The organism is Cystobacter fuscus, from assembly GCF_044360685.1.
Taxonomy (GTDB): domain Bacteria; phylum Myxococcota; class Myxococcia; order Myxococcales; family Myxococcaceae; genus Cystobacter; species Cystobacter fuscus_C.
On record NZ_CP043491.1, the window covers coordinates 11,455,232 to 11,470,714 of the forward strand.

The window sequence follows — 15,483 nt, forward strand, 5'->3', positions numbered from 1 at the left end:
CCCGAACGCCGCGCCCAGGGCACTCCGCCCGGGCGTGGACGCGCGAAGGCCACGCTTCAGGGGTGGCCTCACGTGGGAGAGCAGAACGCCGAGGCCGTGGAGGGGGGGAAACGGCCGACGTCGACGAGCCCAGGGGGAGAGGGAGGGGGCCGCGCCAAGGGGGCGCGGTCCCGTGGTCGTCCTACTCCATGTCCCGGCGCAGGCGCTCGACATCCAACAGGGTGATCTGCCCGCCGTCGAGGGTGAGCAGGCCGTCCTGCACGTAGTGGCGCAGCCACTTGTTGACGCTCTCGCGCGTCACGCCACACTGATTGGCCAGCTCCACCTGGGTGCGCTTGGGCAGCACGACGCCCCCGGGGCCCGGCTGCCCCTGGATGCGCGCCAGCTCCAGCAACACCCGCACCAGCCGCGCGCGCCCTTCCAGGAAGGCGGCGTCATGCACCAGCTGGGTGACGCGCCGCACCATGCGGCTGAGCACCGCCAGCAGGCCCATGGCCACCCGGGGCCGCTCCGAGAGGAAGCGCCGGAAGTCCTCCTGGTGCAGGCTCAACAGGTGCGTCTCCTCGCGCGCCACCGCGTCCGTCGAGCGCGGCTCTCCATCCAGCAGCGCCAGCTCACCGAAGGAATCGCCCCGGTGCAGCATCGAGAGGATGACCTCCCGGCCCTCCGAGGAGCTCAACCGGATGGCCACCTCGCCCCGGCGGACGATGAACAAGGCCGTCCCCACGTCTCCCTTGTGGAAGATGACCTCGCCCTTGGCGTAGCGCCGCTGCTGCATCAGCCCCGAGAGCTGCCCCAGGTCCTCTTCCGAGAGCTGCTCGAACATGGGGATTTGCGCCAGCAGCTGCGAATAGGGCGGCATGAATCAACCTCGGCGACCAGACAGGGAGAACTGGCAAGCGGAGAAGTCTCTACTTGCTGGTTCCCGGGACCAAAAGGAATTTGGTGACCCTCCCCGCGCGGAATGCTCGCTCGTGGGCATGGCGAGGACCGCGGGCCAACAGTCCGAGCGAGGGGCCATGACACATTCCCACCCCCAGGGTCCGCTTGCCAAGAGAGGGGGGGCGGGTGTAACGCCTATGGGGAGCAGCACGCGTGGATGCCACGAAGGTGGTCCTCGAAAACCGACGAGCATGACCGCAGAGGCATCATCCACCCTTCCCACTCCCCGGCCGCCCCAATGTCCCCGTTGTGGGACACTGGTACCGAACACGCCGTCGGGCACCCAGGTCATCCGCTGCGCGGGGTGCGGGGCCGCGCTCCAGGTGAGTGTGCGTCCCCTGGACGTGCCGCGCACGCCCGAGCCCTCCCCGGCCGCCGCGGAAGGCGCCGCCCGCCCCCGTCGCCGCCCCATGGTGGAGGTGCCCGGTCCCCGGCCCGCCGACGCCCAGCCCGTTCGCACCTTCACGGTGGAGTTGTCCCAGTCCGACATCGACACCGAGGGGCTCGAGCCCGAGGCCAGGCCGCCCGCCCGGGCCCCCACCGCCTCGCCCCTGCCACCGCCGCCTCCCCCTGCCGCCATCCTCGACACGCCCTGGTTCGCCGAGGACATCGAGCGGCTGCCCGAGGCGAACGCGAGTCTCGGGCAACTCGCCCTGGAGAACTTCGAGTCCCTGCCTCCCCTGCGCCTGCGGCCGGATGTGCCCTCCACCTCGCCGGGCCCGCCCTCCACCTCCCAGCCCTCGTCCTCTCGCGGCAAGTGAACACCGCACGGCTGGCTGGGCAGCGGGCGAGCCACGTCCGCTGGAATCCCGTACGGAAGGGTGCGGTATCATCCCGCGGGCGCGGGCTCTCATGGCGCACCGCTTCTCGTGGAGGGAGTGAACGCAGCGTGATGAGGAACGCAACCAGCAGGGAGCCGCTCAAGGGCCTCCCGGCGGAGCTCCAGACGGCGCGGCGGGGCTGTGCCGACCTGGGCCCTCAGGTCGAGCACATCACCGAGCAGCTCACCGCCGCGCTGCGGCAGGCGTCGCAGGAGCTCCACCGGCTGGAGACCCAGCGCGACGAGCTGCGCCGGAGCGCTCGCGACACGTCGCCTCCCGTGATGCCCAGGCTGCTCGAGCGCATCGAGGAGCAGGGCCAGTGCGTGCAGCGGCTGCAGCACGCCCTCCAGGGGCTCGAGCAGCTGCGCGCGGCGCTCGGCGCCGTGGGGGAGAACCTGGAGCTCGGCCTCGAGCAGCAGGCCGCGGACCGGCACGAGCACGAGGCCCTCCTGCGCGAGGAGAAGCGGATGTGGCTGCGCGAGCTGCTCTCCCTGCGCCAGCGGCTGGAGGGCGCGGAATCAGCCGCCGAACGGCCCCGCGCCGGCAACGACGACGTGGCCCGGCTGCGCGCCGAGAAGGAGCGGCTCGCCCAGCGCGTGGCCGAGCTCGAGCGGGGCCTCGCCACCCGGGACGAGACGCTGATGGCCAAGGAGCAGACGCTCGCGGACCTGCGCAAGATGGTGGCCCTGCTCACCCCGGCTCCGCCCGCGCCTTCCGCCGCGCCGCCTCCCTCCGAGCGGGCCCTGCCGGCGCCCGTGCCGGAGCCCACCGCGAGGCCGCGCTCCGCCCTGAAGCCCACGGAGCAACTGTTCGGCAACAACACGATGCAGCTCGCCCAGCACCTGCTGGAGTCGCTCGGCACCGAGGACGAGGAGGCCGCGCCCGCGCCGCCCCCGCCGCCCTCCAAGCCCGAGCGCAGACCCACCAGCCGGGAGATCCGCTTCGGGCCGCTCGACGAGTTCTCGGTGGGCCCGCCGTCACTGCCTCCGCCGGTGCCGACCATGTCGCCGCTGGTTCCGGGGATGCCGCCGCCCCCGCCGCCCGTCATGCCCAGGGCCAGCGCGCGGGTGCCCACCGCGACCCGCACGCCCTCCAGCATCACCCCCACCGTCCCCCTGATGGAGCGCCCTGGCACGCTCGTCATCAGCGAGGACATGTTCAACGACGTGCTCGCCGAGCAGAACGAGCCCGGTCCCACCGGTAGGAAATGAGCAACCCGTCTGGCCACCCCACCCTGCCGGCGCGCTTCGGCCGCTATGTCCTGCTCAGCCACCTGGGGCGCGGGGGCATGGCGGACATCTACCGTGGCGTGGCGCTCGGGGCCGGTGGCTTCGCCAAGCCCGTGGTCGTCAAGCGCGTGCTCCCCGAGGCCATCCTCCAGGAGTCCGCGGTGAAGATGTTCATCGAGGAGGCGCGGCTGTCGGCGCTCCTGCAGCACATGAACATCGCGCAGATCTTCGACTTCGGCGAGCAGCGCGGCGAGTACTTCATCGCCATGGAGTTCATCCATGGCCGCGATCTGCACGATCTGATGCGGCGCGTGGCGGCGCGCGGCCAGGGCATCCCCGTGCACATCGCCTGCTACATCGCCATGGAGGTGCTCAAGGGCCTGGACTACGCGCACCGCGCGCGCTCGGCCGCGGGCGAGCCCCTGCACCTGGTGCACCGCGACGTCAACCCCACCAACATCATCATCTCCTTCGAGGGAGAGGTGAAGCTGCTGGACTTCGGCGTGGCGCTGGTGGGCAACTCGGGCAGCACCAACAACGTGCGCGGCAAGCCGGGCTACATCCCGCCCGAGCAGCTCGCGCGCAAGAAGGCCGACGGGCGCGGCGACGTGTTCGCGCTCGGCATCACCCTCTACGAGATGCTCGCGCGGCGCCATGCCTTCAAGCAGGGCACGGTGATGGACGTGCTCAAGCAGACGGTGGCGCTGCGCGCCCGGCCCCTGCGCCTGCAGGACGCGGCCCCCTTCCTGCCCGAGCCGCTGTGCAACGTGGTCAACCGCAGCGTGCTGGCCAACCCGGACGAGCGCTACCAGACGGCCGCCGACGTGCTCGACGCGCTGGATGAGTTCCTCCTGTCTGCGGGCCTGCGCGTGTCCCAGCGCGACCTCGCCGCGCTCATGGCCACCTGCTACGAGCCCGAGGTGCGCGCGCCTCCCGTGCAGCCGCCCATCCCCCCGGGCCTGCTCGCCCAGGAGGCCCCGCCCACGGCCCCCAGCCCCACGTACACCGTGCGCGAGCCGGGCGGCGGGCTCTACCTCATGAAGCTGGGCGAGGAGGACGTGCAGCTGCTCTTCGCCTCCGGCAAGCTCTCGCCCGACGTGCAGGTGTCCCAGTCCGGCGGCCCCTTCCTGTCCCCTTCCGCCTTCCCGCGCCTGAGCGCCACGGCGGATGCCGCCCGCGAGCGCCTCGCCGCCCGGCGCGCCACCGCCCCCCGCCCCCGCTACGCCGGCAACCTCACCCTCGCCTCCCCCTTGCGCGTCATGGCGCGGTTGATGCTCGCGCGCGTCACCGGCCGGCTGCACTTCGAGGACAACCGCGTCCACAAGGAGCTGTTCCTCAAGGCGGGGCAGATCATCGCCGTGCGCTCGAGCCTCGCCGCGGACCGCTTCGGCCCCTTCCTCCTGAGCAAGGGCAAGCTGTCCGCCGAGCAGTGGCAGCGCGCGGTGGAGGGCACGCGCCCCTTCTCCGGCCGGCTGCTGGAGGCGCTGCTGTCCTCGCGCGCCCTGTCCCCCGCGGAGCTCGCCGAGTGGACGCTTGAGCACCGCCGCTCCGTGGCGCTCGGCCTGCTCACCTGGGCACGCGGCCGCTACGCCTTCTTCGAGCACGAGACGCCCATCAACGACGGCTCCGAGGAGCGGCTGGGGGGCCTGGCCCTGCTCAACGAGGGCCTGCGCATGCACTACCCCCTGGAGCGCCTGGTGCGCGAGCAGGAGCCGCTGCGCCACAAGCCGCTCTACCGCAACCTGGATGCCCCCGTGACGGCCAACGATCTGAGCCTGTCGGCCTCCGAGCTGCGCGCCGCCTCGCTGCTGAACAAGCCGGGCAATACCCTCTCCGGCGCGCTTGCGGAACTCAAGCGTCCGGAGGATGAAGTGGCCCTGCGCCGGGTGGCGTTGCTCTTCACCGAGGTCGGGCTGCTGGCATCGGCCTGAAAGAGCGGCCCGGCGGACGAGGGGCGCCGATGGGAATCGTTCTCGGAATCGATCTGGGCACGACCAACAGCTGCATGGCCCGGGTGGACCCCGCCACGGGGCAGGCCCGCGTCCTGCTCAACCGCGAGGGCGAGCGCACCACCCCGTCCGTCGTCGCCTTCGATGCCTCGGGCCGGGTGACGGTGGGCAGCGCCGCGCGCCGCCAGGCCGCGCTCCACCCGCGCGACACCATCTTCGCCGCCAAGCGGCTGGTGGGCCGGCGCTTCGCGGACCCCGCCGTGCAGGCCATGCGCAAGCTCTTGCCCTACGAGGTGGCCGCCGACGCCGCCGGCAACGCCGCGGTGCGCGTGCACGGCCAGCTCAAGAGCCCCTCCGAGGTGCTCACCCACGTGCTGCGCTACCTCAAGGAGAGCGCCGAGAACAACCTCGGCCAGCCCGTGGATGGCGCCGTCATCACCGTGCCCGCCTACTTCGACGAGGTGCAGCGCCAGGAGACGAAGCTCGCGGGCGAGCGCGCCGGGCTCACCGTGCACCGGCTGCTCAACGAGCCCACCGCCGCCATGCTCGCCTGCCGCGTGGACGAGTCGCGCGCGGAGAACATCGCCGTGTTCGACCTGGGCGGGGGCACCTTCGACATCTCGCTCCTGCACGTGGAGGGCGAGGTGGTGCAGGTGCTCGCCACGTGCGGCGACAACCAACTCGGCGGCGACAACATCGACGAGCTGCTCGTGGACGCGCTGCGCCGCATCTTCCTCAAGCAGACGGGCCAGGACCTGGGCACCCACCCCGAGGCGCTCTGGCGCCTCAAGGAGGCCGCCGAGTCCACCAAGCGCGTCCTGTCCGAGCGCGAGCAGACGGCGCTCGACCTGCCCTACCTCACCACCACCAGCGGGGGCGAGCCCCTGCACCTGTCCCTGCCGTCCTTCTCGCGCACGCTGCTGGAGAACCTGTCCCAGCGCGAGCTGGAGCGGCTGCGCGGCCCGTGCGAGCAGGCCATGCGCGACGCGGGCCTGGCGCTCGCGGACATCCACCGCGTGGTGCTCGTGGGCGGCATGACGCGCATGCCCGCGGTGCGCGCGCGCGCCGAGCGCTACCTGGGCCGCCCCGGCGAGCGCTCCGTCAACCCCGACGAGGCCGTGGCGCTCGGCGCCGCGCTCGAGGCGGACATCGTCGCCGGGGACTCGCCCGCGGCGCCCCAGGTGCTGCTGCTGGACGTGCTCTCGCGCAGCCTGGGCATCCGCACCGAGGGCGGCCGCTTCAGCGTCCTCATCCCCCGCAACACCACCATCCCCACGCGCGAGACGAAGGTGTTCACCACCACCTTCGATCAACAGACGCACGTGGACCTGGAGGTGTACCAGGGCGAGTCCCCCACGGTGGATGGCAACCGCTACCTGGGCGAGCTGCGGCTCACGGAGCTGACGCCCGCGGCGGCCGGAGCGGTGCGCGTGGCGGTGGACTTCACCATCGACGCGGACGGTATCCTCCAGGTGACGGCGCGCGAGCCCGCCACCGGCCGCAAGGCCCAGGCCACGCTGCGCCCCCCCACCGCCGCCTCCCCCTGAGAGGGCCCCCGCCATGTCCCAGGACGCACCCCCGGATCAGACGCCTCCGCCCAACCCCTTCACGGTGCTCGGGCTCCAGGGCACCGAGGACCTGCCCGCCATCCGCAAGGCCTTCCTGCGCATCGCCGCGCACTCGCACCCGGACCGGCTGCGCGCCAAATCCCCCGAGGAGAAGGCCCAGGCGCTGGAGGTGTTCCTCGTGGCCAAGAAGGCCTTCGAGACGCTGAGCCAGCCGGACAAGCGGCGCGAGTGGAGCGAGAAGATGGCCCCGAGTCGGCTCCGGCCCTCCATTCCGGTGCGCCCCGGCTCCGCGCCCACCCCGGCCTGGGGCGTGCCCGTCTACGTGCCCTCGCCGCGGCCGCCGCCGGACACCGCGGCGCAGCAGCTCTACAAGCTGGGGATGCTCGCCCTGGAGGCGCAGGACTACGGCAAGGCGCTCGGCATGTTCTCCCGGGCCGCCCGGCTGCTGCCCACGCCGCGCTACCAGGCCATGGAGCTGGTGTGCCGCGGCCACCAGTACCTGAGCACCCGCTTCTTCGATCGCGCCCGCGAGAGCTTCGAGCAGGCCCTGCACCTGCACCCCGAGTGCCGCGAAGCCCAGGTGAGCCTCGAGCTCGTCGACAAGCAGTCCGGCCGCTACCTCAAGGGACGCTAGAAGGGGCGCCAGGCGCCCCGCGTCACTGGATGGTGATGGGGATGTTGTAGAGGAAGCACACCGGCACCTTCTGCGGCTTGTACTGCCAGCCATCGCGGATGCCAGAGATGATGTCCGAGTCCGCGCCGGGCACGGACTTCACCGCGGTGACCTCGTAGACATTGCCCTCGGTGGACACGCAGATGCGGTAGAGGCCCGTGAGAGTGCCCTGGCCGCGGTGAGACTGCTTGAAGACCTCGGACAGCCGCGGCGGCGTCTGACGCACCACGTCGCGTTGGATCACGAACGGGGGCACGTTCTTGGGCTTCACCACCTCGCCCGTGCCACCCAGGGTGCCGCCCAGCTGCCCGCCCACCGTCCCACCGACCACGCCCCCCACCACTCCCCCGGCCACTCCGCCCTCCACGCCTCCCGCGACCCCCGCTGGATTCTCCGCCGCGGGCGTGGGCTCGGGTTCTGGCTCCGGCTCGGGTTCCGGCTCGGGCTCGGGCTTCTTCGGCTCTTCCTTGATCGGCTCGATCTTCTCCGGCTTGCGCAGCACCATCTCCTTGCGAGGCGTGGGCTTGCGCTGCTGCTGCACCACGGGGCGCGGACCACCCGGCGGAGGCGGTGGCGGAGGCGGAGGCAACTGGCGCATCAACGTCAGCTCCACCTCCTTCTTCTCCTCTGGTTTCGCCTTCGGCGTGGCCATCAACACCAACGCAGCAATCAGCCCTACGTGGACAACCACGGAAAACAGGGCAGGACCGGCCAAGTGGGAAGATGTGGAAGCAGTCTGCTGCTCGAACATGGGGCCTGGAGCTGAGAGGGTCTTCCTCTCAATACCACAGTCCCAGGCGCTGTCTTCCCTACTCCCCGGGTCAAGGGGTGAACTCCATGTGAAAAGCCACCCCCTTATTGGAAATTGGTACGAAGTGTTGATAGATGACCGTCCCGGCCGCGGTGTCGCGCGCAGTCGGGCGTTCGTGCCGTGAGCCCCCTCCTCCATTTCCCCCGAGGCTCTCGTGCGAACGAAGCAGAAGTGGGCGCTCACGCTATTGACGGCGTTGAGTGCCATGTCGTGTGGTGATTCGCAGCCGGTCGATCCATACCAGAGCTTCATCGATGGCACGGCGTTCGACGCGCGGTTCAAGCCTCGCAATGGCTGCGGCGCCCGGGACAGCAAGACGGGTGCCCTCAACACCGCGCTCTGCTACCAGGAGGTGAAGGCCTGGTTCAATGGCGAGGAGCGGCCCTTCTACAACCTGGGCCTCATCGCGAAGTCGAGCCTGCCGGAGGCGACCCTCGCCGCCGACTCGGTGAAGGCGATCGCCTATGACTTCCCGGAAGGCTGCAAGCCTGGCAAGGAATACAACCAGCGCACCGACGCGTACCGCGAGGACACGCAGTACTCCGTGTTCGACACGCTGCCGCTGGCGGTCACCGGGAACAACGCGCCGCTGGTGCTCCCCTTCGTGCGCGTGAAGAACTGGGCGGGCGTGTCGCAGTACACCTGCAACGCCATCAAGAATGACCAGTCGCTCAAGGACGGCGTCTTCGGCGGCTCCCCCGACGACAGCGACACCCTGTCCCTGCGCGCGGTGGTGGACCTGACGTACCTGCCCGTGACGCCCTCCCCGGCAGCCAACCCGGTGGTGACCTCGTGGGGCTGGTACAAGGGCCTGCTGCTCGCCTACTTCGATGGCGGGCCGGTGCCCGTGGCCGACAACGGCAACGTGAAGACGATGGACGGCGTGTGGATCAAGCCCACCACGTCGGGCGCCCAGCCCACCGATCCCGACGCCAGGCTCCTGTTCCAGGCCCGCCCCGGTGAGGCGGACTGGTCCCCCGTGGTGAGACTGCGTGAGGCCGCCGCCGCGTCGGTCCCGCCCAACCCCACGACGCTCTGCTACGCCGAGCCCTGCCCCGAGGGCACCGTCATCATGAGCCAGGTCAACACCTACACCGGCGTGCTCTTCCTGGCGCCCAAGCCCCAGCAGTGAAGCCCCTTTCCCGTTCCGAGATCGCCCCCATGACGACTTCCCTTCCGCTTCGCGGCCGGGCGCTATTGCTGGCGCTCCTGGCGCTCGCCGTCCTGCCGCTGCCCGCGCTCGCCGCGGGCGAGAACTACGGCCGGCTGTCCGGCTACGTGTATGACCCCACCGGCACCCCGCTGTCCGAGGTGCCGCTCACCCTCAGCGGCCCCGCGCTCCAGCAGCCCCAGGAGCGCAGCAGCGGCGAGGACGGCCGCTACGAGTTCACCCAGGTGCCTCCCGGCCAGGGCTACACGATCGAGGTCAAGGTCGAGGGCTTCACGCCCATCAAGATCACCAACATCTCCGTGCTGCTGGGCCAGACGACGCCGGTGGACGTGAAGCTCGAGGTGTTCACCGAGACGCAGGCGGTGGCCACCTATGAAATCAAGGAGCGCGTCAACCCCATCATCAACCCGGACTCGGCCCAGACGGGCGCGGTGGTGACGGCGGAGAAGGCGGCGGCCACGCCCGTGTACAACCAGGTGCAGACCATCGCCCAGCTCGTGGCGGGCGTGGGCCCGGGCAACGCCCCGAGCCTTCGCGGCGGCCTGTCGCGCTGGGGCAAGTTCTACGTGGACGGCATGGACACCACGGACGTGTCCGACGGCTCCATCACCGCCACGATGAACTACTACGCGGTGGAGAACTTCGAGGTCATCACCGGTGGCCTGGACGCGCAGTACAACGCGCTGGGCGTGGTGCAGAACATCGTCACCAAGACGGGCTCCAACAACTGGACCTACGACGCGACGCTCGTGCTGCAGCCCGCCTGGAGCGCCGCCAAGACGCAGTACGCCTCCAACCAGCCCGTGAGCACCGGCAACCTGCTCAACAGCACCACCCGGCAGGCGGAGACCACGTTCTACGCGCCCCTGCTCGCCTTCGGTGGTCCCATCGTCAAGGACCGGCTGTGGTTCTACGCCAGCGGCCAGTGGAACTTCTCGCTGCGCGAGATCCCCCTGACCATCCGGGGCCAGCAGGAGAACCGGCCCCGCGACACCCAGACGAAGCTCGCCCGGCTCAAGCTCACCTGGCAGCCCACGAGCCGTGACCGCGTGTCCTTCGCCTTCAACATCGACAACAACACCATCACCAACAACATCGGCAGTGCGACGACGGCGCCCGAGGCCGAGTCGCGCATCGATCGCGGCGGCTACTTCCTCATCGGCAACTACGACCACAACTTCAACGACAACGTCCTCTTCCAGTTGCAGACGGGCGCCACCTACAAGCACGCATACTTCGGTCCGCAGAACGATGACATGAACGCCATCTCGCACGCGGACGCGAGCGACAACTTCTTCACCACCGGCTCCTCGGGCTCGCTGTCCAGCAGCATCGCGGGCAACTACTCCACCGAGGACAAGTGGCGCTTCCAGTTCGACCCCACCGTCCTGGTGAAGGCCGGCGCGCACCAGCTCAAGGGCGGCGTGCAGCTCGGCTACCTGTCGGGCAAGCTGAACGTGGGCACCACCGGCAACTACCGCTACACGGACCGTGGCGGCATCTGCAACCCGGACGACCCGAGCACCTTCGGCTTCTGCAACACCCGCACGAGCTACTACGGCACCAACAACGAGCTGGGCAGCAACACCACCAGCGCCGGCGTGGCCCAGCTGGGCCTCTTCGCGCAGGACCGCTGGACCGTCAACCGCCAGCTCACCCTGGTGGCCGGTCTGCGCGCCGACGTGGGCCGACTCTACGGCAACGATGGCGCCTTCGTGACCAACCTGGTGGGCATCGGGCCGCGCGTGTCGGCGACGTATGACATCACCAACGACCGCAAGACGCTGCTCAAGGCGCACTACGGCCGCTCCAACGAGGTCGGCGACGTCTTCATCGCGCAGCGCGCCAACCCGGACATCCTCCAGTACACCTCCACCTTCCGCAACGGCCAGTTCACCCCGTGCGGCCCCGGCGAGACCCTGTCCAACGACTGCCGCCAGTCCGGTGGTGCCAATGGCCGCTCCTTCGACAAGACGCACACGCCCACGAGCGTGGATGAGGTGAGCCTCGGCCTGCACCGCGAGGTGGGCGAGGGCGTCGCGCTCGGCACGGACCTCACCTATCGCCGCTACAACAACATGTGGGTGGACGAGGAGATCAACCAGATCTGGGACGTCTCCGGTACGCGCATCGTCGGCTACGTGGATGGCGTGGCGCGCTCGGTGTACCGCATCAACAACCCGGATGACGCGTGGCGCGACTACAAGGGCGTGGACCTGTGGGCGCAAGGCAAGCTGGGCGGGTGGGACCTGCTGGCCAGCTACACCCTGGGCTTCAACAACGGCACCGTGGCCAGCTACTTCGACGGCTACGGCAACAACCCGCGCACCAAGTACCTCTTCGAGGGCCCGACGCCGGACGACATCCGCCACACGCTCAAGGGCGCCGTCAACTACGCGACCTCCTTCGGTCTCGATTTCGGCGTGCGCATGCGCTACCTGACCGGCACGCCGCTGTGGCAGTACCAGTCTCTCAGCAACCCCAACACCACCCTGTACCGCTCGCCGCGCGGCACGGGCTACGCGGTCAACCGGGGCGTGGCGAACTTCAACGACCCCTACAGCATCTCCGAGCTGCGCAATCCCGACCTGTTCGTCATCGACGCCCAGGCCCGCTACGACGTGGGCCGCCTGTTCAACATCAAGAACAAGTTCGAGATCACCGCGATGGTGGTGAACGTGCTCAACAATACCGCCACCACCAGCATCATCGACCAGTACGCCACCACCAACTCCAACTACGGCCTGTCTCGCGGCCGTAACGGCGGCCTGCAGGCGGAGCTGCTGTTGCGCTTCCGCAACTAGCCGTAAGCAGAGGCGGTGTCCCGAGCGGTTCTGGGATACCGCCTCGCCCACCGGAGCGTTTCCCCTTCCTTGGGGAAACGCGACCAGTGCGAAGCGAGGTCCGCGATGAACCCCAGGCACGAATTCCCCAGGGTTCACCCGGTCCGCTTCAATCCTGGGGCATCAAGGACTTGACCCAGATGTTCTCGCGGCCCGCGAAGTGGTCCTTGAGTCTGTCCACCACATGGATGGGCTCCCACACCGCGGCTCGCTCGAGACCTTCGATTTCACTCCGCGAAGCGGGCGTCTCCTGACCTGAGCGATAGCGCCAGAATCTGCCGGGACCGTCTTGCTTGAAGAAGAACGGGCTCTCCCGCATGGAGGGCTCCAAGGGACTGCTCCCCACCACCGGCCAGGTTCCCGCGGTGACCGCATGGTCCATGACACAGATCTTGAAGAGCACGGGCTTGGCGATGATTTCCTCGATGGGCGGAATGCGCTCACCGCGCAGATCATAGAAAGCAAAGAGGGGACGTTCGAGCACCCGCCCGAAGCCATGAGTTCCGTCCCCCAGGTCGATGGAGACCACTGCCCCCTCCACTCGCCGAATCCGCTTTCGCTTCGTCTTCTCGTTCATGGTCCTCCCCCCTCTCGAGGGGCTTCCTATATACAGCCCACGGGTCCTGACCCAAGCCGCTCAATCACTCGCAGCATGAGCGGAATCGCCGCGTGGCGGGCCATCGTCTAGAGTGCCGCTGCTATGTTCCGCTTCCGGAGTGGCCTCTTCCTTCCTCTCGTGCTGTCCCTCGCGTGCACCACGCCGACCCGGGCGGTGCACCCCACTCCACGCCCCACCGACGGCCCCGAGCTGGTGCTCGTGGAGAGCAGCCCGGTGGAAGCGCGGATGGATCACCCGGACATCCCCGACGCCTGGGAGGTCTGGCCAGACATGGTCAACGGGGCCACGCGCTCGATCGACCTCGCCGAGTTCTATCTGAGCAACGCGCCGGGCAGCCGCCTGGAGACGGTGATTCAGGCCCTCGAGGCCGCGGCGGACCGGGGCGTGAAGGTGCGCGTGCTCGCCGAGGAGAAGTTCGCGAAGACCTATCCGGAGACGCTCGAGCGGCTGGCGAAGCGGCCCGGCATCACCGTGCGCCGCATGGACACGGCGGCCTCCATGGGCGGCGTGCTGCACGCGAAGTACTTCGTCGTGGACGGGCGCGAGGCGTACCTGGGCAGCCAGAACTTCGACTGGCGCTCGCTGGAGCACATCCAGGAGTTGGGCCTGCGCGTGCACGTCCCCGGCATCGTGCGCGCGCTCGCGGATGTCTTCGAGCAGGACTGGGCCCTGGCGGGAGGAGAGCCCAAGCCCACCGTGGCTACCTCGGCGGGTGGCCCGTTTTCCGCTCGCGTCGAGGGAGGCGAGGTGTCGGTGACGCCCGCGCTGAGCCCCCAGGGCTACCTGCCCGACCCCGGCACGTGGGACTTGCCCACGCTCGTGGGCCTCATCGATGGCGCGAAGCGCTCGGTGCGGGTGCAGGTGCTCACCTACAAGACGAAGGGACGCGATGGGACCGTCTTCACCGACCTGGAGGACGCGCTGAAGCGGGCCGCGGCGCGCGGAGTGACGGTGGAACTGCTCGTCGCGGACTGGAGCCAGCGCAAGGGCACCATCGAGGGACTCCAAGCCCTCCAGGCCCCGCCGGGATTGACGGTGAAGCTGTTCACCGTGCCGCCCTGGTCGGGAGGCTTCGTTCCCTTCGCTCGCGTGGTGCACGCCAAGTATCTGGTGGTGGATGGCGAGCGGGCGTGGGTGGGCACGAGTAACTGGGAGAAGGACTACTTCACCCAGAGCCGCAACGTGGGCGTCATCGTGGAGGGGCAGGCCTTCGCTCGCCAGCTCGAGCGCTTCTTCTCGGACAACTGGACGAGCCCGTATGCCTCTACCGTGGATCCCCACGCCACGTACACCGCGCCCAACATCAGCGGCTCGCCATGAACCTCATCCTCCTGTCCACGCCCCTGTTCTTCATCTTGATGGCCATCGAGTGGCTGGGCGGGAGGCTCCAGCACCGGCGCGTCTTCCGCGGCCCGGATGTCTTCGCCAACCTGTGCCTCGGCACGGCCCAGACGGTCTTCGCCGCCGTGAGCGCGGGCCTGCTCGCGGGCTCCTATGTGACGCTGTATTCGCTGCGCCTCTTCGACATCCCATCCACGGCCGCGTGGGCCTGGGTGGTGCTGCTGCTCGGCACCGACTTCTGTTACTACTGGTTCCACCGCGCCTCGCACCGCATCCGCCTGACCTGGGCCGCCCACGCGCCCCACCACCAGAGCGAGGACTACAACCTGTCCGTCGCCCTGCGGCAGGGTCCCATCCAGCCCCTCTTCTCGCGCGTCTTCTACCTGCCGCTCGCCCTGCTGGGCTTCCCCCCCGCCATGTTCGCCACCGCCGTGGCGCTCAACACGCTCTACCAGTTCTGGGTCCACACCGAGCTCATCCGCACGCTCGGACCCCTGGAGTGGATCTTCGTCACGCCCTCGCATCACCGCGTGCACCACGCCTGCAACGGGCGCTATCTCGACAAGAACCACGGCGGCATGTTGATCATCTGGGACCGGATGTTCGGCACCTTCGAGGCCGAGCGTGAACGGGTGACCTACGGCACCGTCAAACCGGTGGGCACCTTCAACCCTCTCGTGGCCGCGTTGAGCCCCTTCCGGGAACTCGCGGCCACCATCCGCGAGACGCCCCGCTTCCTCGACAAGCTGAAGGTGCCGTTCATGCCCCCCGAGTGGACTCCTCCCGGCGTGGAGGCCACCTCCCTCGACGTCCCTCCCGATCGGCCTCGCTTCGAGGTGCACGCCCCGCGCCGGGTGGCGATCTACGTGCTGCTCGTGGGCAGCCTGTCACTGGCCCTCATCCTGGCGTTCCAGGTGCGGATCTCCTCCCTGTCCCCAGCCGTGCGGCTCGCGTTCGTGGCCTGGTTCCTCGCCTCGCTGGGAGGACTCGGGGGCGTGCTGGAGGGGCGGCGATGGGCACGCCCCGTGGAGGCACTGCGGCTCGTGGCGGCGCCCTTCCTGATCATGGCGCTCTGAGCCCCACGGCCTCGTTTACAGGGGCTTCAGGGCTCGAACCTCCTGCATGTAGCCCGAAACCGAATCCACCCAGATGAACTCGAAGACACCTCGGAAGCGGACCCCCTCCGCCGAGGCCGTCACGATCAGGCCTTTCTCCTCGCTCCTCGCGATGTCGATGTCCGCGATGATGTTGGAGGTCCATCCCCGCAGCTCAAGGTCCAACACACCAATACACAGCAGCCTGACTTGAGCCGTGTTGGCACACGCTTTGATCCACTTCAGCGGAGGCGCGGCGGGGAAATCGGTCAAATCGAACCGGATACTCACCGTGTCGCCATCATCAGCCAACAGTCCCACCTCGAGTACTCGCACCTTCCGCAGCGAAGGCGCGACCGGATACAAATTTCGGAGAAATACCGTTTTATCGAGCAAATCCACCCAGTCCATACACATTCCTC

Annotated in this window: 13 protein-coding genes; 9 read left to right on the forward strand and 4 right to left on the reverse strand. The window is 69.3% G+C overall.

Annotated features, from left to right (window positions below; genetic code table 11):
* Positions 1-181 precede the first annotated feature (181 nt).
* Positions 182-862, reverse strand: a complete 681-nt coding sequence (locus F0U63_RS46900; RefSeq protein ID WP_395841689.1) for a Crp/Fnr family transcriptional regulator — start codon at positions 860-862, stop codon at positions 182-184.
* 403 nt (positions 863-1,265) lie between these two features.
* Between F0U63_RS46900 and F0U63_RS46905 the strand changes: the two genes are divergently transcribed.
* From F0U63_RS46905 to F0U63_RS46925, 5 genes are all read left to right on the forward strand, one after another.
* Positions 1,266-1,703 carry a hypothetical protein gene (locus tag F0U63_RS46905; RefSeq protein ID WP_395841691.1) on the forward strand — a complete coding sequence of 146 codons (438 nt, stop codon included), beginning with the start codon at positions 1,266-1,268 and terminating at the stop codon, positions 1,701-1,703.
* A gap of 128 nt (positions 1,704-1,831) precedes the next feature.
* On the forward strand, positions 1,832-2,974 hold the full coding sequence (locus tag F0U63_RS46910; RefSeq protein WP_395841693.1) for a hypothetical protein: 1,143 nt from the start codon (positions 1,832-1,834) through the stop codon (positions 2,972-2,974).
* Entirely contained in the window at positions 2,971-4,923 is a 1,953-nt protein-coding gene (locus F0U63_RS46915; RefSeq protein WP_395841695.1) for a serine/threonine protein kinase, read from the forward strand. Before F0U63_RS46910 ends, F0U63_RS46915 begins: the two co-directional genes overlap by 4 nt.
* A gap of 29 nt (positions 4,924-4,952) precedes the next feature.
* The gene (locus tag F0U63_RS46920) at positions 4,953-6,488 is read left to right on the forward strand and encodes an Hsp70 family protein (RefSeq protein WP_395841697.1); all 1,536 of its coding nucleotides are present in this window, start codon (positions 4,953-4,955) and stop codon (positions 6,486-6,488) included.
* Positions 6,489-6,501: 13 nt separating this feature from the next.
* Complete coding sequence (locus F0U63_RS46925) at positions 6,502-7,143, forward strand: DnaJ domain-containing protein (RefSeq protein WP_395841699.1); 642 nt, start codon at positions 6,502-6,504, stop codon at positions 7,141-7,143.
* A 22-nt stretch (positions 7,144-7,165) separates the two neighbouring features.
* Here the strand turns inward: F0U63_RS46925 and F0U63_RS46930 are convergent, their stop codons facing one another.
* A complete protein-coding gene (locus F0U63_RS46930; RefSeq protein WP_395841701.1) occupies positions 7,166-7,834 on the reverse strand; it encodes a PaxA in 669 nt (222 codons plus the stop codon).
* A gap of 313 nt (positions 7,835-8,147) precedes the next feature.
* Here F0U63_RS46930 and F0U63_RS46935 point away from each other — a divergent pair, with 313 nt between their 5' ends.
* A complete protein-coding gene (locus F0U63_RS46935) occupies positions 8,148-9,125 on the forward strand; it encodes a hypothetical protein (RefSeq protein WP_395841703.1) in 978 nt (325 codons plus the stop codon).
* Between the two features lie 29 nt (positions 9,126-9,154).
* Positions 9,155-11,968 (forward strand): TonB-dependent receptor domain-containing protein, encoded by a 2,814-nt coding sequence (locus F0U63_RS46940; RefSeq protein ID WP_395841705.1) that lies wholly within the window; start codon positions 9,155-9,157, stop codon positions 11,966-11,968.
* A 148-nt stretch (positions 11,969-12,116) separates the two neighbouring features.
* On the opposite strand, the gene F0U63_RS46945 is transcribed toward F0U63_RS46940, so the two are convergent.
* Complete coding sequence (locus F0U63_RS46945; protein ID WP_395841707.1) at positions 12,117-12,536, reverse strand: immunity 26/phosphotriesterase HocA family protein; 420 nt, start codon at positions 12,534-12,536, stop codon at positions 12,117-12,119.
* 171 nt (positions 12,537-12,707) lie between these two features.
* On the opposite strand from F0U63_RS46945, the gene F0U63_RS46950 reads away from it, so the two are divergent.
* Together F0U63_RS46950 and F0U63_RS46955 are read left to right on the forward strand one after the other, a co-directional pair.
* Positions 12,708-13,946: a phosphatidylserine/phosphatidylglycerophosphate/cardiolipin synthase family protein gene (locus F0U63_RS46950; RefSeq protein ID WP_395841709.1), complete on the forward strand. Its 1,239-nt coding sequence runs from the start codon at positions 12,708-12,710 to the stop codon at positions 13,944-13,946.
* Complete coding sequence (locus F0U63_RS46955; RefSeq protein WP_395841711.1) at positions 13,943-15,043, forward strand: sterol desaturase family protein; 1,101 nt, start codon at positions 13,943-13,945, stop codon at positions 15,041-15,043. The genes F0U63_RS46950 and F0U63_RS46955 overlap by 4 nt, the downstream gene beginning before the upstream one ends.
* Before the next feature lie 15 nt (positions 15,044-15,058).
* On the opposite strand, the gene F0U63_RS46960 is transcribed toward F0U63_RS46955, so the two are convergent.
* Positions 15,059-15,472, reverse strand: a complete 414-nt coding sequence (locus F0U63_RS46960) for an Imm50 family immunity protein (RefSeq protein WP_395841713.1) — start codon at positions 15,470-15,472, stop codon at positions 15,059-15,061.
* Between the last annotated feature and the right edge of the window lie 11 nt (positions 15,473-15,483).